The 25,120-nt window shown below is 64.3% G+C and carries 21 protein-coding genes; 2 read left to right on the top strand and 19 right to left on the bottom strand.

Going from position 1 to position 25,120, the window contains the following annotated elements:
• The coding region (locus L981_RS28410; protein ID WP_043624465.1) for a DUF5074 domain-containing protein at window positions 1-614 on the bottom strand (614 nt) is incomplete at its 3' end.
• A 10-nt stretch (window positions 615-624) separates the two neighbouring features.
• Window positions 625-1,845 (bottom strand): hypothetical protein, encoded by a 1,221-nt coding sequence (locus tag L981_RS28405; protein ID WP_043624463.1) that lies wholly within the window; start codon window positions 1,843-1,845, stop codon window positions 625-627.
• 338 nt (window positions 1,846-2,183) lie between these two features.
• Between L981_RS28405 and L981_RS28400 the strand changes: the two genes are divergently transcribed.
• The gene (locus tag L981_RS28400) at window positions 2,184-3,398 is read left to right on the top strand and encodes an MFS transporter (protein ID WP_043624460.1); all 1,215 of its coding nucleotides are present in this window, start codon (window positions 2,184-2,186) and stop codon (window positions 3,396-3,398) included.
• Window positions 3,399-3,478: 80 nt separating this feature from the next.
• Here the strand turns inward: L981_RS28400 and L981_RS28395 are convergent, their stop codons facing one another.
• The 11 genes from L981_RS28395 to L981_RS28345 form a co-directional block, all read right to left on the bottom strand.
• A complete protein-coding gene (locus L981_RS28395) occupies window positions 3,479-4,783 on the bottom strand; it encodes an MFS transporter (RefSeq protein WP_052202069.1) in 1,305 nt (434 codons plus the stop codon).
• Complete coding sequence (locus L981_RS28390; RefSeq protein ID WP_043624458.1) at window positions 4,780-5,457, bottom strand: FadR/GntR family transcriptional regulator; 678 nt, start codon at window positions 5,455-5,457, stop codon at window positions 4,780-4,782. The genes L981_RS28395 and L981_RS28390 overlap by 4 nt, the downstream gene beginning before the upstream one ends.
• A gap of 256 nt (window positions 5,458-5,713) precedes the next feature.
• The gene (locus tag L981_RS28385; protein ID WP_043624455.1) at window positions 5,714-6,055 is read right to left on the bottom strand and encodes an STAS domain-containing protein; all 342 of its coding nucleotides are present in this window, start codon (window positions 6,053-6,055) and stop codon (window positions 5,714-5,716) included.
• A gap of 13 nt (window positions 6,056-6,068) precedes the next feature.
• Window positions 6,069-6,629 (bottom strand): ATP-binding protein, encoded by a 561-nt coding sequence (locus L981_RS28380; protein ID WP_043624452.1) that lies wholly within the window; start codon window positions 6,627-6,629, stop codon window positions 6,069-6,071.
• Window positions 6,630-6,633: 4 nt separating this feature from the next.
• Window positions 6,634-8,994 carry a SpoIIE family protein phosphatase gene (locus L981_RS28375; protein WP_043624450.1) on the bottom strand — a complete coding sequence of 787 codons (2,361 nt, stop codon included), beginning with the start codon at window positions 8,992-8,994 and terminating at the stop codon, window positions 6,634-6,636.
• The gene (locus L981_RS28370) at window positions 8,991-10,166 is read right to left on the bottom strand and encodes a class I SAM-dependent methyltransferase (RefSeq protein WP_043624447.1); all 1,176 of its coding nucleotides are present in this window, start codon (window positions 10,164-10,166) and stop codon (window positions 8,991-8,993) included. The genes L981_RS28375 and L981_RS28370 overlap by 4 nt, the downstream gene beginning before the upstream one ends.
• Window positions 10,163-10,681: a hypothetical protein gene (locus L981_RS28365; protein ID WP_034790260.1), complete on the bottom strand. Its 519-nt coding sequence runs from the start codon at window positions 10,679-10,681 to the stop codon at window positions 10,163-10,165. Before L981_RS28365 ends, L981_RS28370 begins: the two co-directional genes overlap by 4 nt.
• Before the next feature lie 148 nt (window positions 10,682-10,829).
• Entirely contained in the window at window positions 10,830-12,506 is a 1,677-nt protein-coding gene (locus L981_RS28360) for a bifunctional diguanylate cyclase/phosphodiesterase (protein WP_043624443.1), read from the bottom strand.
• Window positions 12,507-13,036: 530 nt separating this feature from the next.
• Window positions 13,037-14,833, bottom strand: coding sequence for an adenine deaminase (ade, locus tag L981_RS28355; protein WP_043624441.1), 1,797 nt, complete (start codon window positions 14,831-14,833; stop codon window positions 13,037-13,039).
• A gap of 67 nt (window positions 14,834-14,900) precedes the next feature.
• Window positions 14,901-16,301, bottom strand: a complete 1,401-nt coding sequence (locus tag L981_RS28350; protein WP_043624438.1) for an NCS2 family permease — start codon at window positions 16,299-16,301, stop codon at window positions 14,901-14,903.
• A 60-nt stretch (window positions 16,302-16,361) separates the two neighbouring features.
• Window positions 16,362-18,161, bottom strand: a complete 1,800-nt coding sequence (locus L981_RS28345) for an adenine deaminase (protein ID WP_043624437.1) — start codon at window positions 18,159-18,161, stop codon at window positions 16,362-16,364.
• 111 nt (window positions 18,162-18,272) lie between these two features.
• On the opposite strand from L981_RS28345, the gene L981_RS28340 reads away from it, so the two are divergent.
• A complete protein-coding gene (locus tag L981_RS28340) occupies window positions 18,273-19,214 on the top strand; it encodes a LysR family transcriptional regulator (protein ID WP_043624434.1) in 942 nt (313 codons plus the stop codon).
• Window positions 19,215-19,243: 29 nt separating this feature from the next.
• Here L981_RS28340 and L981_RS28335 read toward each other — a convergent pair whose 3' ends face one another.
• From L981_RS28335 to L981_RS28310, 6 genes are all read right to left on the bottom strand, one after another.
• Window positions 19,244-20,206 carry a pyridoxal-phosphate dependent enzyme gene (locus L981_RS28335; protein ID WP_043624431.1) on the bottom strand — a complete coding sequence of 321 codons (963 nt, stop codon included), beginning with the start codon at window positions 20,204-20,206 and terminating at the stop codon, window positions 19,244-19,246.
• Complete coding sequence (locus L981_RS28330) at window positions 20,203-21,180, bottom strand: ornithine cyclodeaminase family protein (RefSeq protein ID WP_052202068.1); 978 nt, start codon at window positions 21,178-21,180, stop codon at window positions 20,203-20,205. The genes L981_RS28335 and L981_RS28330 overlap by 4 nt, the downstream gene beginning before the upstream one ends.
• Window positions 21,177-21,788: a transcriptional regulator gene (locus L981_RS28325; protein WP_043624428.1), complete on the bottom strand. Its 612-nt coding sequence runs from the start codon at window positions 21,786-21,788 to the stop codon at window positions 21,177-21,179. Before L981_RS28325 ends, L981_RS28330 begins: the two co-directional genes overlap by 4 nt.
• Before the next feature lie 152 nt (window positions 21,789-21,940).
• Entirely contained in the window at window positions 21,941-23,446 is a 1,506-nt protein-coding gene (locus tag L981_RS28320; RefSeq protein ID WP_043624425.1) for a tripartite tricarboxylate transporter permease, read from the bottom strand.
• A gap of 25 nt (window positions 23,447-23,471) precedes the next feature.
• Window positions 23,472-23,930, bottom strand: coding sequence for a tripartite tricarboxylate transporter TctB family protein (locus tag L981_RS28315; protein ID WP_043624480.1), 459 nt, complete (start codon window positions 23,928-23,930; stop codon window positions 23,472-23,474).
• Between the two features lie 134 nt (window positions 23,931-24,064).
• Window positions 24,065-25,036: a tripartite tricarboxylate transporter substrate binding protein gene (locus L981_RS28310; RefSeq protein ID WP_043624422.1), complete on the bottom strand. Its 972-nt coding sequence runs from the start codon at window positions 25,034-25,036 to the stop codon at window positions 24,065-24,067.
• Window positions 25,037-25,120: the final 84 nt, after the last annotated feature.

The raw sequence follows: 25,120 nt of genomic DNA, 5'->3' as shown, positions 1-25,120 counted from the left end.
GCCCGGACGACGCCGCTCGGCCCCCCGCCACAGAAGAAGCGTTCGCCGCCATCGGACTCGAGGCCCGAGACGCCCATTCCCGACGGCATGGCGACCGTTTCGAGTACGGCTCCCGTTTGCGGATCGATGCGCCTGAGATCGCTTTCGTCGCCTTCCCAGGTGCCGTGCCAGAGTTCGCCGTCGACCCAGGTCACCCCAGTCACCACGCGCTTGGATTCGATCGTGCGCAGGATTGCGCCGTTCTCGGGATCGATCTGATGAATTTTGCGGCCCCGATGCTGCCCGACCCAAAGCGTGCCCTCGGCCCAGGCGAGGCCGGAATCGCCGCCGCCGCCCGGTGCCGGGATCGTTGCGAGAATTTTCCCGGTTTCCGGATCGATCTTCTGGATGCGATCTTCGGCAATCTGGAAGAGGTGCTTGCCGTCAAACGCGGTGCCGGCATGGGCGGCGACGTCGATCGTACGGACAGGCGCACCGTTTTCCGGGTCGAAGGCGTTGATCGTGTCACCGGCGGCAAACCACACGTTCCGGCCGTCGAACGTGACGCCGTGGACCTGGTCTGCCCCGGGGAACGGGCCATAGATTTGGATGATTTCGGCTGCGGATCTTTTCATGGGGTTGATCCTATTCGTTTGGCAAAGGGCCGGGGAGTAACAAGACTGTCGGGAATGCGGCAATGGGCGGCACGACCCAGCGCCGTGCCCGCCCGCGCCCGATCGGTATGACCTTGCCTTGCGAGGCGAGTTCTTCGAGGGCCCGCTGCACGGTGCGCGCGCTGGCATCGAGCGCGATCGCGAGCGCCGAACTCGACCAGGCCTCGCCATCCGCCAGCAGCGCCTGCATGGTCGCATGCCGCTCGTCGACGGGCGGTGCAAGGACGACAACCTTGTGCTTGCCGTGCGGCACCAGCCGAAAGCCGTCGCTCGTCGCCTTGATATCTGCAAGCGGTCGCAGCTCCTCGCGCAGCCGGCCGATTTCGACGCGCAGCCTTGCCCGGTGGGATTCGTCGACATGCCGTGCGCCGAAGGCGCGGGCAAGCAAGGTGCGCCGCGAGACATCTCCCGGCCAGGCTTCGCCAAGCGTGCGCGCCAGCGCAAAGAGCACTGGCCGGGTGGCAAGCGTGCACAGGGTCGCTTGTCTTCTGACGAGGTTCCGGCAGGCATCGATGACAAGGGCGCCGGAAGCAAGCAGCTCTTCGACCTCGCCCAGCTGCAGCGAACGCTCTTCTCCGTCCGCCATCAGGCGGGCAGCCGGCGCTCTGAGTACGGCAGCCGCGTTTTCGACTTCGAGGATCAGGGCGGGAATGCCGGTCGCCCGTGCCGCCTCGTCCGCGCGCCTGAAGGCGGCGGTGGCGGCCCCGGTTCGCAATCGGCGCACCGCGATGCCGGCGAGTGCCAGTTCGTGAGCGGCTTTCGACAGCGGTGTCAGCCGTGCCGTATCGATGCCGGCAAGAAGGTCCTCGGCCTCGTCCAGGCGGCCGATCAAGAGCAGCCGCCGCGCGCCGAGATTGCGGGCGTGGGCGGCGTTGAGGTGGTCGCCATGGGCTTCGAGCGTCGAGCGGGCGGCGTCGAGCGCCCGCGTCGGCCAGGAGAGGTCGCGGGAGACGATGGCGATCTCGGCCTCGGCGACGATGCACCGGGCCCGCGCCACCGCTTCCCTCGGGCCGAAGGCGCGCGCGGCGTTTTTCAGCAGAACCTTTGCGCGGGTGAAGTCGCCAAGCTGGGCCATGGCGATGCCGCGCAGCGCCAGTGCCGGCGGATCGTCGCGCAGCGCCACCCGCTTCAGCGCGCCGAGCGGATCGCCCGACGCCAGTGCGCGCGCTGCGGCCGTGATCAGCGAATCCATCGAAATCCCGTCACACTTGTCACTCCCGCAAGCCGTGTCCCAGCCTTTATCTATCTCTCCGGTGGCAACCGACAACAGAAAGAAGCTTGGCCGCACAATCAAGCGGAAACAGTCGGGCAAGCAGAAACAGTCGGCGTGTGCCTTGAAGGCTGCATCGAAGGTGAATCTGCAACTATTATGAAATTCTTTCGGAGCTCCTGTCGGCTCGGTGCCGGCGCGAGCGTCTTTCAATGGGGCGGATGCGGGGGATGTCCCATGTACGATCCGCCACGCGATCAGGTTGCATAATTTGTCGGCGTGGCCGGACGACCGGCCGGGCAGCTTCAAGGAGATTTGCAATGACCAATTCGCATTACCGTTGGGTCATCGTGGCGGCGGGCGGGCTGCTCGGCTGCCTGGCGATCGGCGCCATGTTTTCGCTTCCGGTGTTCCTGCTGCCGATTTCGCGCGACACTGGCTGGTCGGTGACAGGCGTTTCGAGCGCCATGACCATCGGCTTCCTGGCCATGGCCTTTGCCAGCATCGCCTGGGGCAGCCTTTCCGACCGATGGGGCGCGCGTCCGATCGTGCTTATCGGCTCGGTGCTCTTGGCCGTCAGCCTGATGGCAGCAAGCTTGACGACCTCGCTGATCGCCTTCCAGATCCTCTTCGGTGTCGTCGTCGGCACCGCGACGGCCGCGATCTTTGCGCCGATGATGGCCTGCGTGACCGGCTGGTTCGACACGCATCGGAGCCTCGCGGTCTCGCTCGTGTCTGCCGGCATGGGCATGGCGCCGTTGACGATGTCGCCCTTCGCCGCCTGGCTGGTTTCCGCCTACGACTGGAGGACGGCTCTCCAGATCATCGCGCTCGTCGTCGCCGTCATCATGATCCCGGTCTCGTTCCTCGTTCGCCAGGCGCCGGCCCTTGCCGGCGGCGCCGCCGCGGCCTCGCCCGTGGAAGAGCCGCAATCGTCGATGACGACCAGCCAGGTGCTGAAATCGCCGCTCTTCATCATCCTGCTCCTGACCAACTTCTTCTGCTGCGCCACCCATTCCGGCCCGATCTTCCACACGGTGAGCTACGCGATCACCTGCGGCATTCCGGTCATGGCGGCCGTGTCGATCTACAGCGTCGAAGGGCTCGCCGGCATGGGCGGCCGCGTCGTCTTCGGCCTGCTCGGAGACCGCTTCGGGGCCAAGCGCGTGCTGGTTCTCGGATTGCTCGCCCAGGCCTTCGGGGCGCTTGCCTATGTCTTTGCCGCCGGGCTCGGCTCGTTCTATGCGGTCGCGGCCCTGTTCGGCTTCATCTATGCGGGCGTCATGCCGCTTTATGCGGTGCTTGCGCGTGAGAATTTCCCCTTGCGGATGATGGGGACGGTGATCGGCGGAACGGCCATGGCCGGTAGCTTGGGCATGGCGACGGGACCGATTGCCGGTGGCCTGATCTATGATGCGCTGGCAAGCTACACTTGGCTCTACATCGGTTCCTGGGGCATCGGCCTCGGCGCGTTCCTGATCGCGCTCACCTTCCGGCCGGCGCCGCGCTACCAGCCGGTGGCGGCCGCGGCCTGATCCGAGCGCTGACAACGAGAAAAGGGCCCCGCCTGGGAAGGGGGAGCCCTTTGGATTGTTCTAACTCCAATCCGTCTGTCTTAGCGCTCATCTATCCGGACGGTTCGCGCACCGACATGCAGCGCCCGTCCCGCGCCCATTCCCATGATCGCCACGCCGATACCGAGCGCGATGAAGAGAACGGCGCTGGCGGCAAAGCTGCCGGTCCAACTGCGGATGAAGCCGACAAGCAGCGGGCCAATGGCGGCAAGCACGTAGCCGACGCCCTGGGCCATGCCGGAGAGATGCGCCGCCACGTGGGAATCCGGCGAGCGCAGCACGATGAGTGTCATCGCCGCGGCAATCAGGCCGCCCTGGCCGATCCCTTGCAAAACGGCCCAGACGAGCACTGTCGAGAGCGGCGCGAAAAGGATGCCGATCAGCGCGATGACGGCAGCGGCGACGAGCGCCACGCAGACGGCGCGCTGATCTCGACGACGGACGGCGAAGGACGGCACGAGCAGGCATGTGACGACCTGCATCATGATCGAGGCGGAGACGACCGCGCCGGCGGTTGCGGCATCGAGGCCACGCTCACGCAGGATTGGGGCCATCCAGCCGAAGACGCAATAGGCGAGCGCGGATTGCAGCCCCATGAACAGGGTCACCTGCCAGGCGAGGCGATCGCGCCAGAGGCCGACGACGCGGAAGCCGCTGTGGCGGGCTTGCGCCTTGCCGCGCAGCGCCTGCGGTGCCCAGATCATCAGGACGATGAGGGCGGGTACCGCCCAGGCCGCGAGCGCGCCGGACCAGGAGCCGACCACATGGTGTTCGATCGTCAGCGTCAGGCCGGCGGCACTGGCAGCACCGGCGCAGAGCGCCATGGTGTAGAGCCCCGTCATCATCGCGGCGCGGTCGGGAAAGTCACGCTTGACGAGGCCGGGAAGCAGCACGTTGCCGATCGCGATCGCCGCACCCGCGGCAAATGTCGAAAGGAAAAGCAGCGGCACGGACTGGACACCGCGCAGACCCGTGCCGAGCGTGAGCAGAACGAGCACCCCGAGGAGCGTGCGTTCGGCGCCGAAGCGCTGCGCGAGCTTCGGCGCAAGCGGCGCGAAGAGACCAAGGCAAAGCACCGGGAGCGTGGTGAGCACGCTGGCGCTTGCGGTGGAAAGGCCGGTCGCCTGCATCACTTCGGGCAGCAGCACCGAGAGGCTCGAAAACAGCGGCCGGAGGTTGAAGGCGATGAGCACGAGGCTGGCGCCCAAAAGGATGCGGGCGTTGCGGCTCAACACCGGTGGCTGCGGGGCTGGCAGGCTGTCGGCCTCGGCATCGATCAACTGGTCTTCGATGTCCAGCGGTTCGGCGGCTTCGGCCTTGTGGGGGTCGCGAAAAGTCTGGTTCATTGGGAAAGTAGCCGATCAAGTTCAGCGAGGACGGGGGCCATGAACGCCCGAACGGCGGCCGCGGCCTTGTCCGGGTCACTGGTCGCTATGGCCTCGACGATAGCCGCATGCGCCCGGTCGTCCGGCTCCGGCAGGTCGCCCGACAGCGTCGAGTGGATGGTTTCGAGAATGGCCGAGGTGAAAAAGTCATAGAGCTCGACGATCGCCCTGTTGCCGGAGGCTTCGACGATCGACCGGTGGAAGGCGATATCGCGTCGGCCGAAGGCCTCACGCCCGCCATCGGCAACCGTGCCGCGGGCGAGAAGAAGGTGCTTCATCTGTTCCAGGTCCTTGGGCGTATGCCGGAGCGCCGTCAGGCGGGCGGCTTCCACGTCGAGGGCCGCGCGCGCCTCCCATTGGTCGCGCAGGCTCGCCCGCTTGACGCGGTCAAGCGCGCCCGAACTGTCGACCGTCGAGCGGACATAGGTGCCGGAGCCCTGGCGGGCGTCGAGCAGCCCTTTCGAGGTCAGGACGCGAACGGCCTCGCGCACGGTCCCGCGGCTCACCGCCAGGAGTTCCGTCAGCGCCGTTTCGTTGGGTATGCGCTCGCCAATGGCCCAGCGCCCACTGAGGATTTCCGCCCGCAGGCTTTCGGCAGCGCTCTCGGCAAGGCTCGTACGATTGATCGGTTGCATCGTCTGCTCATCAAGTCATCAGATGATTTGACCGATAGGGCGAGGCGTTCGGAGAGTCAAGCGTGACAGAGAGAGAGAGAGAGAGAGAGAGAGAGAGAGAGAGAGAGGTGTAGCGGGCGCACGACTGGTTTCGGCGACCGGATTTGTCGGCGGCTGGTGCGTGAGCCTTAGCTTCGCAGAACGGCAGTCGCGCGCCGGTGGGGCGCGCGATGCTCAGGCTTTAACTCCGGGAACGGGTTCCCGGCACGGTGCGATCTCAGTTGAGCCTGAGATCGAGACCGGGGTGCAGCTTCTTGAGGTTCGGCAGCGATTTCGACTGCCACGGGATCTCCGAGGTTCCGCGCACCGTCAATTGCACGTTCGGGCGGTTGCGTGCCTCGATCGTCAGCTTGGCGAGGAGGTTGATCCCGGACGAGTTCAGGAACTGCAGTTCGGTGAGGTCGATCGTGACGTGCTCGGGCTCGGTCTCCAGCACGCCCATCACCGTCGAGAAGATCGGCGCATAGGCTTCCGTTCCCGGCAGCCGCATCGTGCCTTCAAAATGAATATCGTTGCCTTCGGACCAAACGCGATACTCTTCTTCGTCCTTGTTTTCCATGTTCACCGGCTCATCAGTTCGAGAGGTCTGGGACCGCAATGGAGGCATAAGTCTCCAATGAGGTTTCGCCGTCGTCACCCTGGGCGCCAAAAACCCAAGCGAAACGAACGCCATAATCGCTCATCAGCGTCAAAAGACCAAGCCCCGAGCCGCTCTTGCCGAGCCCGGTTGCGTTGGCTTCGATGCGCTCGATGAGCAGATCGCCCGGGTCGCCGTCGGCGATCTCGGACAAAAGATCCTGGAAGCGCGCAGCCGCTTCGTTGTCGATCACGTTCGACACTTTCGTGCGGAAGCTTTGGGCCTCGAGGGCGGCCTCGACGACTACGGACCCGGAAGCGCGGAACTTCACGGCATTCTCGACCAGTTCGTTGGTCAGGTAGCCGATGTTGTGGCGCACTTCCCGATAGGTGTTGCGCGACGCGCGGTAGCGCAGCGCCGCCAGTTCCGCGACGAAATCCGAAGCCATGGCGCAATGCTTCCAGCTGAGATCCAGCGGCCCGTCGTAAAGACGCAGCCGGGTCATCTTCTGGTGGGCGCCGATCGTCAGGTCCGCCAGTCCGTAGAGCGTGGTCATCTGATCACCTGTGTCTCATGACGACGAGCGTGATGTCGTCGTAGATCTTCTGCTTGCCGATATGCGCCATCAGGTCCTCGATGATACCCGATTTGACGTCCTCGGCGCTCTGTCCGTAAAACTTTCCGGCACTCTCGCACAGTCGCTCGATGCCAAACAGTTCGCCCTTGGCGTTCGCAGCCTCGGTCACGCCGTCCGTGTGCAGCACGATCATGTCGCCGCGGCCGAAGGAGATCTCGCGGGTGGCAACAAAGCGCGAAATGTCCGATTCCAGGCCGATCGGCAGGCCGAGGTCGAGCGTGTCGATCCGCTCGATTTCGGCCCCCTTGCGCACGACGATCAGTTCCTCGTGCTGCCCCGACAGCGTCAGGCGGCCGGCGTCGTAGTCGAGGAAGGCCAGCGACAGATGCTTGTCGGTGTTGGTGCGCACGATGTTCTTGTAAATGGCGCGGTTGAGGCGATTGAGGAACTGCTCCGGGTCCATGTCGCCGGCTTCCTGCAGGGCTCTTGCGACCGACTGCACCATCAGCATCAATACGCCGCTTTCAAGGCCATGACCGGTCACGTCGCCGATGCCGATCTTCAACCGCTCGCCGTCGCGCAGCACGTCGTAGTAGTCGCCGCCCACCTCGTCGGCCGGGCGCATATAGGCGGCGATTTCGAGATCGGCGATTTCCGCGAGCTCGCCTGCCTTCGGCAGCACCATCATCTGGATCTGCTTGGCAACGGCAAGCTCGGCGCCGAGCCGCAGGTTCTCGCTACGCAACTGTGTGTTCAGCGTCGAAATCTGATGGTTGGCGTCCTCGAGCTGCTTGGTGCGTTCGGTCACCAGGTTTTCGAGGTTCTCGGTGTGGTAGCTGATCTCCTCAGCCATTCTGTTGAAGGCGATAGCGGCTTCACCGACCTCGTCGCGCGTGGTGATGGGCACACGGACGGAATAGTCCTTCGCTTCGATGCTGGTTGCCGCTCCGGCGAGCGCGCTGATGCCGCGGGTCACCCGCTTGGAGATGCCGAACACGGCGAGCGTGACGAACAGCAGCGAAGCGAGCAGGGCCAGGATCTGGTAGATGAGGATGCGGTTCGTCGCTTCGGAGATACTCGCCTGTGCCGCAAACAGCGAGGCGTAGATCTCCCGCTCCGGCACGACGATGCCGATCGACATGGTCTCGCGGCGCACCGGGCCGGATACCCAGAGGTTCTCCGGCTCGAGCTGCTTTAAGAGAATGAGATAGGGGACCTTCTCACCGGCTTCGTCGAGCAGCACCCGCTGAATGGCGCCATCGGTGCCGAGCGGCAGCTCTGCGATTGCGGGCTGCGCGCTGCGGCGCAGCGAGCGCTCCAGTCCGGTGACGCCTTGTCCACCCGTGTCGCTGGACCGCCGCAGGCCGATCACCTTTTCGCCGACCGGATTGATGGCAAGCACGTTGCCGTCGGACATGACAAGAAATCCGAAGCCGCTGTCGCCGACCTTGACGCTTTCGACGACCTCGGCCAGCTGGTCGAGCGTGATATCGGTTCCGGTCGCTCCGGCGACACCCTTGCGGTCGGGTGTCCAGAGCGGCTGGAAGAAACTGACGATCAGCTTGCCCGAGGCCGCATCGGTGTAGGGTGCCGTCTGCGTGGTATCGGCTGCAACGGGCCTGAGGCTTGGGTTCTTCGCCCATTCCTCCCAGGAGTCGTAGAGACCGGGGAAGAAGAAGTTCCAGAAGTTGGCTTCGTTATGGCCGGGGTAGAGACGGTCGAACGTCTGCGCCTGGTCCGCATAGGGCGCCATCCGCAAGATCGGCCGTTCCTTTGGCCCGACGTAGTACATCTGCAGTTTGGAGCGGCCGTGCGCAAGCAAGGCAGGCGCAACCAGATCGAGAACGGCACTGTTCTCGATATCGGCCTGCACCTCGGGCAGGGGTCGGTGGTCGGGGCCGAGCAGATAGCTCCACACGCTTACGCTTGAGAGCTGCCCCGGAAGGTTCTGCGCCCATCCACCTTTGGCATCGTAGGTGACGGTAACGGATTCCGGTGCATGCCGCGCAAGCGCTTCACCGACGTCGGAGCGGCGCACGGGGCGGTCGATCTGCGCCTGGATTACGCCTGCGAGCGTGGCGACGTCGGCGTGAACCTGGCCGAGCAGAAGATTAACCCGCGCGGCCGTCGATTCCGCATAGGTGAGCATGTAATCTTCGTTGGCGTTTTGCAGGCCCTGTCCGACCTCCGCCGTCGCGTCGCGCGACAGCCTTTGAACGTTCCAGAGCGCCAGGCCGCCTGTCAGCAGGAGGTCGAAGAGCACGGCGCTGCCGACCACCAGCACGAACTTGGCGCGAAAGGATCTCAAACCGAACCGGGGACGTTGGATATTGCTCGCGTTCATAGTGGTTTGCGCCCGGACGCTGCCCAGATCGGCCAGCCCGCATAACCCTTCGGATGCAGGGCAGCGAAGACGTGATCCCGGAAGCCCTGACGGAACCGCTCAATGAATTCGGGTGTTTCGCCGTGCCTCACCGCCATGTCCGCAAACATCTTCTCCCAGCCGGCGATGATATCGGCGAAATCCTGTGGATCACCGTCCAGATTGGTGACCATGAAGGATTCGACCAGGATGTCGTCGAAGCCCGTGTCGGCAAGATAACGCCGGCTCTTCGGCCCGAACTCCACATCGATCTCGAAATTGGTCAAAAGCCGCGCGAGCTCATTGTAGGTCCATTGGATGCTTTGCGCCCGCGGCTCGCCGAGGCAGTGCGAGTTCTTCTCGTTGGTGATGTAGACGCGGCCGCCCGGCTTCACGATCCGATAGAGTTCCTTGAGAAGAAGCTCCGGCTGATTGAAGACCTGCAGCGAGTGGCGGCAGCTCACAAAGTCGAACTGATTGTCCTCGAGCAGCATCTCCGAGGCGTCGCCGTAGGTGTATTCGATATCCGTCACGCCGAACTCGGCGGCCACCTTGCGGGCATAGGCGAGGCTCGGCTTCGAGTGGTCGAGGGCGACGATCCGCGACGGCTGGAACTCCTTCTGCGCGAGCACGGCGAAATCGCCGATACCGCAGCAGATGTCGGCCACGGCGATGCCGGGCCGCATGCCGTGGCGCGGCAGGATGGTGCGCTCATGACGCCAGGTCAATTTCGTCTGCGCGCGCAGGATTGGAATGAAGCTCGTATCCTCGAAATAGTCCTGGCCGGGATAGAACATCGAATCGTAGACCTCGACGGAGATCTGCGGCTCGATCGTGCTCAGGTGCCGGAACATGCGCGTCGTCCAGCTGACGACGCTTGAGGTGACGACGATCAGGCGCAGGTCGGACCGCTCCCGGCAGGCGTCGAGGGCCACCCGGATGAAGGCCTGGAAGGCCGTGTTGTTCATCTGGATGAGGCGCTTCACATCGATATAGAGAACGCCGCGCACCGTATCGATCGCTTCCCGCAGCGCATGGATACTCTCGGCGATCTCATCGATCGAACGCGGACGGATCGTTCCGGCAAGCGAGAAGATCTGGCTGTTCGGATCGAAGTCGACCTTGAAACGCTGAGGAAGGCTCGCCGCGATCAACTCACCATTCCTTCAAGAGGAAGATCCACGATCAGGGTGATGGCTGGAGCGGCATCCTCGTCAAGCCGGAGGCGGGCGTCATAATTGACCGCGAGGTCCAGAAGCACCGATTCCCGGCTGGGGGCAAGGTCGTTGGAGATGGCGTCGAGATAGCGGGCCTGGGCATCGCTCTCACGGGTTTTCGAGACCGCCTCGCGATAGAAGCGCGCCTGACCAGGCGGGCATGGGAAGCTCAGCTGAACCCGCTCCGTGGCGCCTTGGCGATAGATCGACAGGCCGATCTTTCCGTCGGTGGTGCCGCCGCGAAACGAAACTTCCAGAAGCTCGTTGAGGGCGGAGGAAAAGAAGTTCGAATGCCGTACCGGATCGGTCCTGTTGTGGCTGATCATTCGGGCGAGGTAGCTCGAGACATGATCGCAATGGTGCCAGTCCGAGAGGAAATCTTCCATCTCCATGTCGAACTGAAGCAACGGCTCGAAAGCCGTTTCCGTGGTCTTGTTGACACTAGCACCCATGCAGCAATGCCCTCCGCACCCCGAACTCTGCCACGGCCATACGCGACTTTCTATAATGATTTCTAACCACGCAACCCCGGGATCTCGCATGAAGACAACCCGGGTTTTGCCTCGCGCCGCATCGGGCGCAACGCACGGATGCGGGGGGCTACAGCGTCGCCATTGCCGATGAGCGGCGAAGATAGGCGCCGATCGCGTCTGCAGGCATGGGCATGCCCAGGAAATAACCCTGCAGACGGTCGCAACCCTCTTTTCGAAGCCACACGGCCTGCCCGATCGTCTCGACGCCCTCGGCGGTCACGCGCATGCCGAGACCGTGGGCAAGGCCGATGATCGACCGGACGATCGTCTGGCTCTTTTCGTCGCTTTCCAGATCCTTGATGAAGTAGCGGTCGATCTTGATCGTATCGAAGGGGAAATTCTTGAGGTAGCTGAGCGACGAATAGAAGGTACCGAAATCGTCGAGCGAGATCTGGATACCGAGCACGTTGAGCGTGTTCAGCGTGTCGAGATTGTTGGTCGTGCGTTCAAGCAGTACCGATTCGGTGACTTCCAGCTCCAGCCGGTCGGCCCTCAGGCCCGCCATGTCGATCGCCTGCGCGATCCGGTCCGTCAGGCCCTCGCGCAGGAACTCCGCCGGCGACAGGTTGACGGCGACGGTGAAGTGCGACGGCCAGGTGGCGGCCTGCCGGCAGGCCTCCTCCAGCACCCATTGGCCGATCTCGTTCATCAGGCCGTCGGCTTCCGCCATCGGGATGAAGACGTTGGGCGGGATCGTGCCGACCAGCGGATGGTGCCAGCGCACCAATGCCTCGAAGCCGACGATCGAGAACGGTGGTTCGACGAGCGGCTGGTACTCGATCGAAAACTGCCTGTCCTGCAGCGCGGTGCGCAGACTGCGGCGCAGCATCTCGCGCTGTTCCAGCACGATCAGCATGGAGCGGCTGAAGGTCTTTGCCCGGCCCCGTCCGTCCTTCTTGGCGGCATAGAGCGCGATGTCTGCCGCCTTCATCAGCTGCTCGATGTCGTTTCCGTCATTCGGCGCAATGGCAATGCCAATGCTGGCGCCGACGAAGACGGAGATGCCGTCGATGGTGAAAGGTTCGCTGAATGCCTCGATCAGGGCTTCTGCGAGATATTCGGCGTCCGCCGGCTGGTCGCTTTGCCGCTGGATGACGGCGAATTCGTCGCCGGCCAGACGATAGGCGACTTCGCGGTCGCGAAGGGCGCCGCGAATGCGCTCGGCCGCCATCTTGAGGACGGCGTCGCCGGCGCCGTGACCCAGCGTGTCGTTGACCGGCTTGAAATCGTCGAGGTCGATCTGCATCAGCGCCAGCTTCTCGCCGGGTGTCGGCAGGATGCTTTGCAGGTCGTCGCTGAACTGCCGCCGGTTGGGCAGGCCCGTCAGCACATCGTGGGTCGCCTGGTGCAGCAGCAGCGCGCGCTCGCTTTCGCCATGGCTGCCGACCTCGCGGCGGGTCGCGCGGCCGCCCGTTTCGAGCACGCCGATGCCGCGCATCGCGCGAAACACGAGCAGCGTGCGCCGCGACTTGGTAACGGCGTCGACCACTTCGACGCTGCGCGGCACGCCATAGGCGATGACGGATTCGACTGCCGCCTTGGAAACGGGCGCAAGCAATTCGGGATAGAGGTGCCACAGGGTGGCATCGACCAGCGTGCCGACTTCGTAGGTTTCCTGCAGCGCCGGCGAGGCGCTGGTCAGATGAAAGGCCTCGTCATAGAACGAGAGAACTTCGTCCGTATGAGCCGCAACGGGATCTTGCACTGAAGCTGAAGCAGACAAGGTTGCATCAGTGTCCGGCATGCTTGCCTTTCCCTCTCTGTTTCGAACGCGCCCGAAGAATGTGAAAGCCCGCTCCAACGGCGCTCCGGTTCGGCTCGTCCTTCTGCAAAGCTACCGCGTCGCCCGCCCGGGTCAATGCCAATAGGCTGCCTGCGATCTTACCTGTGGAAACCTCGCTTCGGAGCATGGCGAGCGCTGCTCGATATCCTTTGCCCCACACGGTTGTATATAAGCTTCCTCTTGTATCATTTGCCATCATTGCATGCAATTTGGGGCGGAACGGCTGTGGGCGTTTCGGCCCCGCCGGCGCGCATGTCCCATTGTGGGACGCCGTATCAACGGGGGTTTCAGGTGTCTATTGCGGCCGGTCGCGGCCAAGCAAACGGCACATACGCCTGGGCAACGGACCTAGTGGGCGCCGTTTAAGTATCGGTTAACCATAAAGGAAGTTTTCAGGGGATTATGTGGCTTCACCCATCCCGCGATCACCCGGAATTAAGAACCACAGGCCCGTTGGCCACCGGGTTGCCGGTGGCCAATCGCTGTCATGCTCAGTGCGTGCTCAGAATCACGTCGGTCTTCTGGAAGGTTCGGACGTCGATCAGGCCCTTGTCGGAAATCCTGAGTTCCGGGATGACGACCAGCGCCAGCAGCGAGTGCTGCATATAGGCGTTGTTGAGCCGGCAGCCGCAGGCGCGCATGGCCTCGACGATGGCGGCGGCCTTTTCGGCGACGATCTCTGCCCGCTGGTCCGACATCAGCCCGGCGACGGGCAACTCGACCAGGGCCAGTTCGCGGCCTTCCTTGATGACGACGATGCCGCCGCCGACCTCGTGCAGCCGGTTGGCGGCCGTGGCCATGTCGGCCTTGTTCGTGCCGACGACGATCATGTGGTGGCTGTCATGCGCGACGGTGCTCGCCATGGCGCAATCGCTGTCATAGCCGAAGCCGGAGACGAAGGCGTTGACCACGTCGCCGGTGCCGCGGTGGCGCTCGACGAGTGCGATCTGGCAGACGTCGTTGGCCCGGTCCATCTGCACGAGGCCGTTTTCGATCGCGACTTCGGCCTGAAGCGCCCGCGTCGGCGCCTGGTTCTCGACGACGCCGATCACGTTGACCCGCGCGCGTGTCGCCCGTGCGTTGGATGGGATGTCGAAATCCGCAGCCGCCAGCAACCGGCCGAGGTGGACGGTGTTGCGGGCGCTTTCCGGGTAGACATAGGCCGGGATATCGCGCGCCAGCGCACCGTTTTCGGCCATCAGCTCGCCGCGGGCAAAGACCATTTCGATCGGCAGAGCGGCGAGATCCGAGGTGACGATCAGGTCTGCCCGACGACCCGGTGCGATCGAGCCGATTTCGCGCTCGAGGCCGAAATGCTGGGCGGTGTTCAGCGTCGCCATCTGGATCGCGGTCACGGGTTTCAGGCCTTGAGCGATGGCATGGCGCACCACGCGGTTCATGTGGCCGTCGTGAACCAGCGTGCCGGAATGGCTGTCGTCGGTGCAGAGCAGGAAATTGCGCGGGTCGAGGCCGGATTCGGTGACGGCCTTGATCTGTGCCGCCACATCGTACCAGGCCGAGCCGAGGCGCAGCATGGCGCGCATCCCCTGGCGAACACGAGCGATCGCGTCGTCGACCGTCGTGCCTTCATGGTCGTCGGCCGGGCCGCCGGCGGCATAGGCGTGGAACTCGCGGCCGAGATGCGGCGAGGCATAGTGTCCGCCGACGGTGAGCCGCGCATCCTGGGTGGCGGCGATCTCGGCCATCATCTTCGGGTCGTTTCCGGCGACGCCGGGGAAATTCATCATCTCGCCAAGGCCGATGACGTTCGGCCAGGCAAGCGCCTCGGCAACATCCTCAGCCGAAAGCTCGGCGCCGGCGGTCTCGAGACCCGGCGCACTCGGCACGCAGCTCGGCACCTGTACGAGCACGTTGATCGGCAGGCTCTGGGCTTCCTCGTTCATCAGCCGGACACCGTCGAGGCCGAGCACGTTGGCGATTTCGTGCGGGTCGATGAACATGGTGGTGGTGCCGTGCGGAATGACCGCGCGGGCAAATTCTGTGACGGTGACGAGACCGCTTTCCACATGCATGTGCGCGTCGCAGAGGCCGGGAACGAGATAGCGGCCGGCGGCGTCGACGACCTTGGTGCCTTCGCCGATCGTGTGGCTGGCGTCCGGGCCGACATAGGCGAAGCGGCCGGCTTTGACGGCGATGTCGGTGCCGGGGATGATTTCGCCGGAGTAGACATTGACCCATTTGCCGTTGCGGATCACGAGATCGGCGGGCTTGCGGCCCATGGCGACGTCGACCAGTTCGGGTGCGGTCTTCGACCAGGATTGAAGCATGACAGTTTCCTTCGGGTGGGCGATGTCGGCGCCCCAGCATTGAGGGCGCCGAAGGATTTTCTGGCGGTTACTGGGTCTGGGCGACGAGCGCTGCGGCAAGCAGGGCCACGAACCACATGACCGGTTTTACATCGCCGGCCCGGCCGCAGACTAGCTTGATCAGCACATAGGCGATGATCGCAAGCGACAGGCCGAGCGTGATCGAGAAGGTGAGCGGGATCAAGACGATCGCAAGGAAGGCCGGGATCGCCTCGTCGAGCGTGTTCCAGCGGATGTTGCTTATCGGCTCGGACATGAAAAGGCCGGTGAGGATCAGCACCGGTGCGGTCGCGACCGCCGGCACCAGGGAAAGCAGCGGCGACAGGAACAGGAAGGGCACGAAGAGAAGACCCGCGACCAGCGCGACGAGACCAGTGCGTCCGCCCTGCTGGATGCCGGCGCCGGATTCGAGATAGACGGTCGCCGGGCTCGTTCCGAGCGGTGCGGAGATCAGCGCCGCGATGGCGTCGACATGCATCGATTCCCGGATGTTGCGCGGCATGCCGTTTTCATCCTTGAGGTCGGCCGCTTCCGCGAGACCGAGGAAGGTCGAAAGCGCTTCGATGAAGTTGGTGAACAGGAAGACGAAGATGAAGGGCAGGTAGATCAGGTTCAGCGCGCCCAGGAGATCGATCTGGCCGACGAAGCTGAAATCCGGCGCAGCGGAGAAGCCGCTCCAGTTGACGAGCGTGTGCACGTCCGGCGTCTCCGGCCAAAACGCCGCTCCGTCGCCCCACCAGCGGCCGATCGGGATCGACAGGACGGTGGTGAGGATCATGCCGGCCATCATGGCGCCGGGCACCCGCCGCACCACCAGTGCAACCGTCAGCACGAAACCGGCGATGAAGGTGAGGGTGACAGGATTGAACTGTGTCAGCCCGACGATCGTGTCGGGGTTGGCGACGATGAACTTGGCGTTTTCCAGCCCGATCAGCGCGATGAACAGGCCGATGCCGCAGGCGATGCCATAGCGCAGATCGACCGGGATCGCCTCGATGATGGTCTGGCGAAGGTTGAAGAACGCCATGACGGTGAAGAGCACGCCAGCCCAGAAGACGCAGCCGAGCGCGACCTCGAGCGGCACCTTGGCGCCGACGACCATGGTGTAGGCAAAGAGCGCGTTGATGCCCATGCCGGGCGCCACCAGAATGGGGCTACGCGCATAAAGCCCCATGGCGCAGCTGCCGATGAAGCTGACGAGCACCGTCGCCGTCACGCCGGCCGAAAACGGAATGCCCGCATGCGAAAGGATCGAGGGATTGACGACGATGACGTAGGAGGCGGCGAGAAAGGTGGTGAGGCCTGCGAGGATCTCGGTGCGGACGGTCGAGCCGAGCCGCGAAATCTGGAAGTAGCGGTCGAGCAGCGCTGCGAGCCAGGATGTCTCCGGGCTCGGTGCCGCCTCCACGGACTTGTTCTGATAGTTCATCTTGTTCCCCTTTTTTTGAACGAAGAAGGGGGCCGGCGTGACCGGCCCCCTTCCAAGGCATCATTCCGCAGCGACGGCGCGCTCGTCCCCGCCGGCGGGCGAAAACGGCGAGATCACCTTCAGCCCGACGCAGTCGACGACACCGAGATCGGTGATCGCATATTCCGGGATCGCGGTGATCTGCAACACGAACATGTACATGAAGGGCCAGGGCAGCGGGCAGCCGAGCGCGCGGGCCGCATCGTCGAGCTGGTCTTCCAGCGCCGCCATCTCGGCCGGCTCGATGTCGGAGACGATGCCGCCGATCTGCAGGTGCAGGAAGGCCTCGACCTTGCCGTTCCGGACCACCACCTGGCCGCCATTGTTGGCGATCAGGTGATTGATGGCGGTGCGCATGTCCTCGAGATCGGCGCCGATGCAGATGATGTTGTTGTCGTCGGGAGCCGTGGAGCTGGCGATCGCGCCTTCCTTCAGGCCGAAGCCGGAGGTGAAGGCGACCGGGCGGTTGTTCGTCTTGCCGTAACGCTCGACCACGGTGACATATTGGACGTCCGCAGCGGGATCGGCGAGAACCTCGCCATCCTTGACCTTAAGCGTCACGTCGCGGCGAGTGCGCACGAAGATCTTTTCCGGGGTGACGGCGATCGCCATCGCGTCCGCCGCCTCGCCGGCGCCGCGATAGGCAACCTTGAGATCGCCGGGCTGCAGCGGTTTTACCTTGACCGAATTGAGCAGGGCGACGCTGCGCTCAGGCGGCGTCAGCTCGATCGCCATCTTGCCGTTGCGGGCGACCACTTCGCCCTTGGCGACGACGGTTTCGATGCTGAAGTTGCGCAGGTCGTCGACGAGCAGGATGTCGGCGGCGCGGCCGGGCGAGATCGAGCCGACCTTGTCGTCGATCCTGAGCGCATCGGCGCCGTTGATGGTCGCCATCTGGATCGCTGCCATCGGCGAAATTCCCATGGCGATCGCCATGCGAACCATGTTGTCGAGATGACCGCGCTTGAGGATGTCGCTCGCTACCACGTCGTCGGTGCAGAAGCTGATGCGGCGCAGCGCCTTGACGCCCATCTCGGTGACGATGCGCAGGTTGTCGGAAAGGAAATGCGAGATCGAGGATTCGCGCACGACGACATGCATGCCGGCGCGCAGCTTTTCGAGCATTTCTTCCGGCGAGTAGCTCTCGTGGTCGGCGCGCACGCCGGACTGCTGGTAGCCGTTGAGCCGTGCGCCGCGGGTCATCGGGCAGCAGCCGAGCACCGGCAGCCGGCTCTTTTCGGCGAGTTCGAGCGCCGCCAGGACGTCGGCGTCCTCTTCCTGGATGAATTCGCGCACGGTCTCCCAGATGCCGACGCATTCCGGCCAGTGGTGCGTCGCCTGGTGATCGGCCGGGCTGAAATAGTGGCCGACGGTCGAGCGCGGCATGGTGTAGGGCGTCTTGCACGGCGCGCCCCAGAAGACCTTGAGCGGCGTTTGCTTGGCTTCATCGAGGAACTCGCGCGCAGCGGCGGGGCCGCCGACGACGATGATCTGGTCGAGACCGGTGACGATCGAGGTGGTGCCGAGCGGCACGACAGCCTTGGCAAAGCTCGTCAGCGACATCTTCGAGCATTCGACATGCAGATGTCCGTCGATCATGCCCGGTGCCAGGTACTTGCCGGTGGCGTCGACGATCTTCGTCTCAGGCCCGATATAGTCGGTGATGTCGCCGACCGCGATGATGCGTTCGCCATAGATGGCGACGTCGGCCTGATAGATCTCTTCCGAAACGACGTTGACCAGGCGACCGCCGCGGATCGCCAGGGTTGCCTTGCCGCCGGTGCCGGATGCGGCGCGAATGAATTCTCTGATATCGCTCACTGGAACCTCTTCTCCCTTAGCTCCAGTGAATATTCCCAATTCCCAGTCGTTTACACAATGGGCCGAAATAGGCTAATCTATGGACATATCGTACAAGTTTTTGGACGAAATATGGATCTCTCGCTCATCGACTGCTTTGTGAAAGTTGCGGATTCCCGTTCGATTTCAGCGGCTTCCAGGCGCCATCGCCTGCCGAAATCGACGCTCAGCCATAAGATCCGACAATTGGAGGACGAGTTCGGCATCGAACTCTTCGTGCGCGAGGGGCACCAACTGCATGTGACCGATGCCGGCGCGGAGTTCCTGCGCTACGCCCGCCTGATCCAGTCGAATTGCGACGATGCGGCAACGGCGATGGCGGAGATGCGCCAGGAGGTGGCGGGCACGCTGCGCGTGGGCTCGACCGGCGAATTCGGCACGACCATCACCTCGGAACTGCTCTACGCCTTTCGCCAGCAATATCCGCAGGTCAATCTCGACGTCGTGTTCCTGTCCTCACGCCAGCCCTTTTCCGATGTGACCGAACAGGCGCTCGACGGCATCTTCCACTGGGGCGAGCCTTCCGACGTGGACTACATCAGCCGGCGGCTTTCGGTCTCCTCCTACGGCCTCTTCGCCAGCCCGCAATACATCGCCCGCCATGGCCAGCCGGATGATCCGGATGCGCTTGCCGGCCACCGCGGCCTCGTCTTTCGCCAGCCGACGCGGCTGCAGTCCTGGTATCTGACGCAGCCCGGCGAGGACGAGGTTGACCTGCTTCCGACCGCCACCTGCACCACCAACGACTATTGGACGATCAAGTATTTCGCCGTCGCCGGCGAGGGCATTGCCTATCTGCCCGACTTCTTCGTCGAGACCGAGCGGCAGGCGGGGCTGCTCGAGCCGGTGCTATCGGACTGGCGCTCGCCGCAGACGGCGATCAACCTCATCTATTCGCGCCGCCGGCACGTCTCGAAGCGGTTCAAGGCCTTCGTCGATTTCTGCATCGACTTCTATCGCGACCGGGACCGGGTGAAGATCCCGCGCTACTACGTCGAGCGCGTCAGCCTCTAGAGGCGGGGCAGGGCCATTCAGCCGCGCCTCTAGCCCAGCAACGAAGGCAACACGCTGGCGCCATCGACATTGCCGCCGCAGAGCAGGACGACATTGGTCTGGCCGGCGCATTTTGCTGCGATCTGTCGGAAACCGGCGAGCGCGAGAGCTGCCGCCCCTTCGACCAGCATATGCTCGTCGAGAAGCACGTCCCGCATCGCCGCGGCAATCTCGGCTTCGGAGCAGGTGACGACCTCATCGACGACGGCCATCGCAAGCTCGAGTGTCATGCTGTCTTCGTCAAGACCGCCGGCGACGGCATCGGCGAGCGTGTCGAGGTGTTCTGTTTCGACCACCCGACCGGCCTTCATCGAAGCCGCGAGTGCCGCCGAATTTTTAGCGGAGACGCCGATGACGCGGGTCAACGGGCTGAAACTCTTCAGCACCGAACCGATGCCGCTGATCAGCCCGCCGCCGCCCATGGCGATGAAGACATTGTCGATGCGCTCGGCCTGCTCCAGCAGTTCAAGCGCGATCGTGCCCTGACCGGCGATGATTTCCTTGTCGTTGTAGGGCGAGACGTAGCCGAGCTTTTCGGTCGCGGCCAGCTGCTGCGCATGCTGTTCGGCAAGCCCTGTTTCGGAACCGTGGAGGACGACGTCGACGCCGTAGGCGCGGATGCGTTCCAGCTTCGCCGGCTTGACGACCTCCGGCAGCACGACAGTCAGCTTTTGCCCGATCGCGCTTGCCGCATGGGCCGCACCGATGCCGTGGTTGCCGGAGGAGGCGGTGATCACCTGCTGGTCCCGTGGCAGCGAGGTCATCTTGCTCGCAGCACCGCGGATCTTGAAGGAGCCGGTCAGCTGCAGGTTTTCCGCCTTGAACAGCACCGTCGAGGATGTCTGCCGTCCGATCGCGCGCGAGGGGATCAGCGGCGTCTCATAGATGAAGGGGCAGATGCGCTGGCGCGCACGGACAGAGCGCGCCGCCGTTTCGAGGACGTCTTTGGTCATGCGGTTGTTCCTTGCGGGCGGCCGAGCAGGCCGAGTTCATCGAGCACGGTGCGGGCGATGGCGATGTCCTGCGTCGCGATCCCTGTGAGGTCGGCGATGGTGATGTCGCGGTCCGAGCGCCGGCCTTCGGCCGCACCGGAAAAGGTCGCGCCGAGCGCGACACAGCGCTCCTCTTGGATCAACCCGGCGCGGGCCGCTGCAGAAAATTCGCCATGGTCAAGGCATTGCTCGGCGAGATCGGCGACCAGCCGGTCGGCGCGCGCGACGAGGGCAATGTCGAGTTCCTGCTTGCCGGGTGCGTCCGCGCCCATGGCGGTGATATGGGCGCCGGGCGCAATCCAGTCCGATCGGATCAGCGGTTCCTTCGATGGCGTCGTGGTGACGATCGCATCGGACTGGCGACAGAGGGTTTCGAGATCGGTCGTTGCAGCGATGGAAAGGTCGAGGTCCTCAAGGTCGGCAAGCACGGCGTTCGCCCGTTCCATGGATCGCCCCCAGACCGTGAACCGCAGTGGTCGATCCGAGAGTGCGGCAAGCGCCCGGATCTGGATGCGCGCCTGCGTCCCGGTGCCGACGATCCCGATCCTCCGCGCGTCGTTGCGCCAGAGCGCCATGGTCGCGAGCGCGCCGCCGATGCCGGTGCGCAGATCGGTGAGCAGCCCCTTGTCGTCGAGCACGGCCACCACGTCGCCGGTCTGCGAGGATACGGCGACCATCATGCCGTTGCTCGACGGCAGTCCCTTGGCCGGATTGTCGTAGAAACCGGAGGCGATCTTCACGACGAAGATCGGATCGCCTTCGATGTAGCCGTATTTGATGTGGCAATCCGCATTGCGACGGGGAAGCGGCAGATAGCCGACCGGCGGCACGTTGGCGCGGCCATCCGTGACGGCGATATAGGCGTCGCGGATGGCGGGTGCGGCGAGCGTCAGCAACGGCAGGGATGCGAGTTTCTCGCGGCCGACGACGATCATGGCGCGCTCCACTGGCTCAGATATTTGTAGACGGTCGCCCGCCCCATACCGAGGATGCGCGAGATGTAGGAGGCCGCATTCTTGCCGCCGAAGGCGCCGTTTGACGAAAGGGCGATGACCAATTCTTGCTTGTCGGTGCGGCTCAGGCTCGAGACTGTCAGCCCGCGCGCCGCCGTCCATTGCTGGACATATTCGTTGACGCGCTCGTGCCAATCCTCCTTGAACAGGCTCTCCGGCTTGTCTGCATTGACCGGGACGCGCACGAGCGCGTTGAGCGTGCGGAGTGCTGCATGGAAGTCCGAGACATCGGCGTTGATGCAAAGGACGCCGATCGCCTTGCCGGCCGCATCGCGCAAGACCGCGCTGATCGCCTTGATCGAGCGCCCGTCCCAGTTGACCTTTTCGTAGGGGCCGATGATCGCATCGCCTTGCCGGAAGCCGATTTCGCTCAGCAGCGAGGGTTCGCCGATCTCGCGCTTGGAGAAGTTGCCGGCGATATGGACAACGGTTTCGCTTGCGAGGTCATGCAGCACGACTTCGGCATAGGGCTGGAACAGCAAGGCGACCGCGTCGCAGACCAGGCAATAGGGGCGGAGTTCTGGGGTCACGGCGTTCCTCTTCCTCGATGGCGCCCCTTAAAACATGCGTAGACGAAATTGTCTATATTGGATTTGTAGTCTTGGCTCCACTCAAAACGATAACAGCGGCGCGCGATGAGTTCGCGCGCCGCTGTCCAGGCAGCCGACAGGGAGGGGATCAGCTAGCTCGTCGCGGTCTTCATGCGCTTCGCCTTCCTCCAGCCGACAAGAAGCGGCATCACGGCCATGGCGCCCGCCAGGATCCAGAGGATGATCGAGATCTTGCTCTGGAACAGGATCGAGATGTCGCCGCCGCTGATCGCCAGTGCATTGCGCAGGTTCACCTCCATCACATGCCCGAGCACGAAGCCGAGGATGATCGGCGCCATGTCGAAGCCGGCCTTTCGAAGCAGCCAGCCGATGACGCCGATGCCGAGCATCAGGAGGATCGAGAACACCGACGCGTGGGTGGAATAGACGCCGACAACCGACAGCACCAGGATGCCCGGAACCAGCAGCCAGTTCGGCACCGTCAGTACGCGGGCGAAGATGTTGACGAGCGGCAGGTTGAGGAGGAGCAGCAGCACGTTGCCGATAAACAGCGACGCGACGAGGCCGCCGACCACTTCAGGTCGTTCGGTGATCAGCATCGGACCCGGCTGGATGTTGTAGAGCATCAGCGCGCCGAGCATGACGGCGGTCGTGCCGGAACCGGGCACGCCGAGCGTGAGCATCGGCACGAAGGCGCCGCAGGCGGTGGCGTTGTTGGCCGCCTCCGGTGCCGTGAGGCCGCGCACGTCGCCCTTGCCGAAGGTGCCCTCGGTGTCGGAGATGCGCTTTTCCGTGGTGTAGGAAACCGCGCTCGAAACCGATGCGCCGGTGCCGGGCAGCACGCCGACGATGAAGCCGATGACCGAGCCGCGCAACGTCGCGCCGACGGACTTGCGGATGTCGTCGAGGCGGGCGGTCATGCGGCCGAGTTCGCGGATGACCGTGACGCCGCTTGCCTGGTGCTCGAGGATCAGCAGCGCCTCGGACACCGAGAACAGGCCGATGACCAGCACGACGAATTCGATGCCGTCGCCGAGTTCCGGCTCGTTGAAGGTGAAGCGGTAGGCGCCGGAGGTGGCGTCGAGGCCGACCGTTGCGAGCATAAGGCCGAGCGTGCAGCCGATCAGCGTCTTTACCGGCTGGCTGCCGACCATGGAGCCGAGCGTGGCGAAGGCAAAGACCATCAGCACGAAATATTCGGCCGGGCCGAAGCCGATCGCGAGTCCCGCAAGCAGCGGCGCAAACAGCGCAAGCCCGACGGCGCCGAAGACGCCGCCGACGAAGGAGGAGAGGCCCGAGAGCATCAGCGCTTCGCCGGCGCGGCCCTGGCGGGCCATCGGGTTGCCGTCGAGCGCCGTCATCACGGCGCCGGCATCGCCCGGCACGTTCAGAAGGATCGAGGAAATGCGGCCGCCATACTCGGCGCCGCAATAGACAGCGGCGAGCAGGATCATCGTGCTTTCAGCCGGCAGTCCCATCGTATAGGCGATCGGGATCAGAAGCGCGATGCCGTTGATCGGTCCAATCGCCGGCAGGGCGCCGACCAGAGTGCCGATGAAGCAGCCTGCAAGACCGATGAGCAGGTTCTGCATCGTCAGGGCGACGGTAAAACCGTTCCAGAGATATTCGAGATTCATGGGTTTAACTCCTTGACCGGCGGGATCAGCCGAACAGCCGGCCGGCGGGCAGATAGACGTCGAGCAGGTAGGAAAAGACGAACCACCAGAGGGCTGCCTGTCCGACGCCGCCAATCAGCGCGAGACGCAGCGGTGCGCCAAAGATCCAGCCGACGCCGAATGTCAAAAGGAAGATCGAGGCGGCGAAGCCGGCCGGCTCCAGAAGCAGCGCCGACGCGAGAAGCAGGAACGGTACCGCAACGATCTTCACGAGAAGCGGTCCTCGCGGGAAGGCTTCGGCCGTTCCGGGGCTTTTCAGATAGAAGAGGCACAGGACGGCAAGGATGATGGCAAGCAGCACCGGCACGACGCGTGGACCGAGCGGATCGGAGGCGAAGGCATATTCGATCTGGCTGCCGCCGATGCCGTAGGCAATCGCCAGCGCAAGCATGGCAAGGCCGCCGATCCTGCCGATGAGGGAGGGTGAGGATGGAGTGTCTGACATGTTGGGTTTCCCGATGATCACGTCGTCACGGAAAACGGGCATTCCTTCACGGCCGGATCGGATCGCCCGGTGCCCGTGTGCCCGCAGGATGATGGCGACCGGAGCGGGAGGTCGTCCCGCTCCGATCCTCGGCATTACATGCCGGCTTCCTTGGCGATGATCTTGAAGCGTGCCACGTCCGCCTTGACCTGCCGGTCGAAGGCATCGCCGACCTGGTTGTATTCGTAGAGGCCGCGCGCCTCGCGCTCCTTCACGAATTCCGGCGTTGCGACGAGCTTGGTGAAGGCGTCGGCCCACCATTTGTAGTCCGCGTCGGAGACGTCCTTGCCGACATAGTAGCCACGCCAGACCGGCCATTCGATGTCGACGCCCTGTTCCTTGGCCGTCGGCACTTCGGCGAGTTCGCCCGGAAGGCGCTCAGGCGCCATGACGGCGAGCACGCGGACCTTGCCGGCGGCATGGTGCTTGGACATTTCCGCCGCATCGCCGGCGCCGACCTTGACGTGGCCGCCTTCGAGCGCCGTCAGCACCGCACCGCCGCCTTCGAGCGCCACATAGCGCATCTGCTTCGGCTCCTGTCCGGCGGCCTTTGCCAGGAGCGAACCCTTCATCCAGTCCTGCGAGCCGACGGCGCCGCCGCCGGCGACCGAGAAGTCGGTCGGGCTTGCCTTGTAGGCGGCGATCAGTTCGCCAAGCGTCTTGTAGGGAGAGTCGGCGGCAACGACGAGCACGCCGTAGTCGGCGCCGAGCGCGCCGAGCCAGCGCACGGCCGTTTCGTCATATTGGCCGAACTTGCCCTGGGCGATCAGAAGCGCCGAGCCGGACGAGGCCGCGGTGATCAGGTTGCCGTCGGTGCCGCGCTTGCCGATGACGTGGTTGTAGGCAACCGCACCGACCCCGCCTTCCATGTAGGTGACGGCCATCGGCTTGCCGATGATCTTGGCTTCGAGCAGCGCATTGGCGGCGAGCCGGCAGGTGAGGTCGAAGCCGCCGCCCGGCTTGGCTCCGGCTAGGCATTCAGGCTTGGTGGGCTCGGCGCCGGCCGGCGATGCAACGGCGGCAAACAGTCCGGCCGCCAGAAGGGTCTTTACGAAGGTTCGGGTCATGGTCTCTCTCCCATCCATGAGTTGTTCTTTCGAAGGCGCTGTCGCGCACCTGCTCCACCGTGACATCCAGGGCCCGGACGGGCG

The sequence above is a fragment of the Ensifer sp. ZNC0028 genome (genome assembly GCF_000799055.1).
Lineage (GTDB): Bacteria > Pseudomonadota > Alphaproteobacteria > Rhizobiales > Rhizobiaceae > Ensifer.
This window is presented reverse-complemented; position numbering and strand designations above follow the sequence as displayed.

Bases quoted from the DNA above. Each gene is read 5' to 3' on its own strand.
- L981_RS28390 (WP_043624458.1), bottom strand. From the start codon at position 5,457: ATGCAACCGATCAATCGTACGAGCCTTGCCGAGAGCGCTGCCGAAAGC.
- L981_RS28375 (WP_043624450.1), bottom strand. From the start codon at position 8,994: ATGAACGCGAGCAATATCCAACGTCCCCGGTTCGGTTTGAGATCCTTT.
- L981_RS28310 (WP_043624422.1), bottom strand. From the start codon at position 25,036: ATGACCCGAACCTTCGTAAAGACCCTTCTGGCGGCCGGACTGTTTGCC.
- L981_RS28360 (WP_043624443.1), bottom strand. From the start codon at position 12,506: ATGCCGGACACTGATGCAACCTTGTCTGCTTCAGCTTCAGTGCAAGAT.
- L981_RS28400 (WP_043624460.1), top strand. From the start codon at position 2,184: ATGACCAATTCGCATTACCGTTGGGTCATCGTGGCGGCGGGCGGGCTG.
- L981_RS28330 (WP_052202068.1), bottom strand. From the start codon at position 21,180: ATGATCGTCGTCGGCCGCGAGAAACTCGCATCCCTGCCGTTGCTGACG.
- L981_RS28320 (WP_043624425.1), bottom strand. From the start codon at position 23,446: ATGAATCTCGAATATCTCTGGAACGGTTTTACCGTCGCCCTGACGATG.
- L981_RS28340 (WP_043624434.1), top strand. From the start codon at position 18,273: ATGGATCTCTCGCTCATCGACTGCTTTGTGAAAGTTGCGGATTCCCGT.
- L981_RS28380 (WP_043624452.1), bottom strand. From the start codon at position 6,629: ATGACCACGCTCTACGGACTGGCGGACCTGACGATCGGCGCCCACCAG.
- L981_RS28385 (WP_043624455.1), bottom strand. From the start codon at position 6,055: ATGGAAAACAAGGACGAAGAAGAGTATCGCGTTTGGTCCGAAGGCAAC.
- L981_RS28335 (WP_043624431.1), bottom strand. From the start codon at position 20,206: ATGACCAAAGACGTCCTCGAAACGGCGGCGCGCTCTGTCCGTGCGCGC.
- ade (WP_043624441.1), bottom strand. From the start codon at position 14,833: ATGCTTCAATCCTGGTCGAAGACCGCACCCGAACTGGTCGACGTCGCC.
- L981_RS28405 (WP_043624463.1), bottom strand. From the start codon at position 1,845: ATGGATTCGCTGATCACGGCCGCAGCGCGCGCACTGGCGTCGGGCGAT.
- L981_RS28350 (WP_043624438.1), bottom strand. From the start codon at position 16,301: ATGAACTATCAGAACAAGTCCGTGGAGGCGGCACCGAGCCCGGAGACA.
- L981_RS28315 (WP_043624480.1), bottom strand. From the start codon at position 23,930: ATGTCAGACACTCCATCCTCACCCTCCCTCATCGGCAGGATCGGCGGC.
- L981_RS28365 (WP_034790260.1), bottom strand. From the start codon at position 10,681: ATGGGTGCTAGTGTCAACAAGACCACGGAAACGGCTTTCGAGCCGTTG.
- L981_RS28395 (WP_052202069.1), bottom strand. From the start codon at position 4,783: ATGAACCAGACTTTTCGCGACCCCCACAAGGCCGAAGCCGCCGAACCG.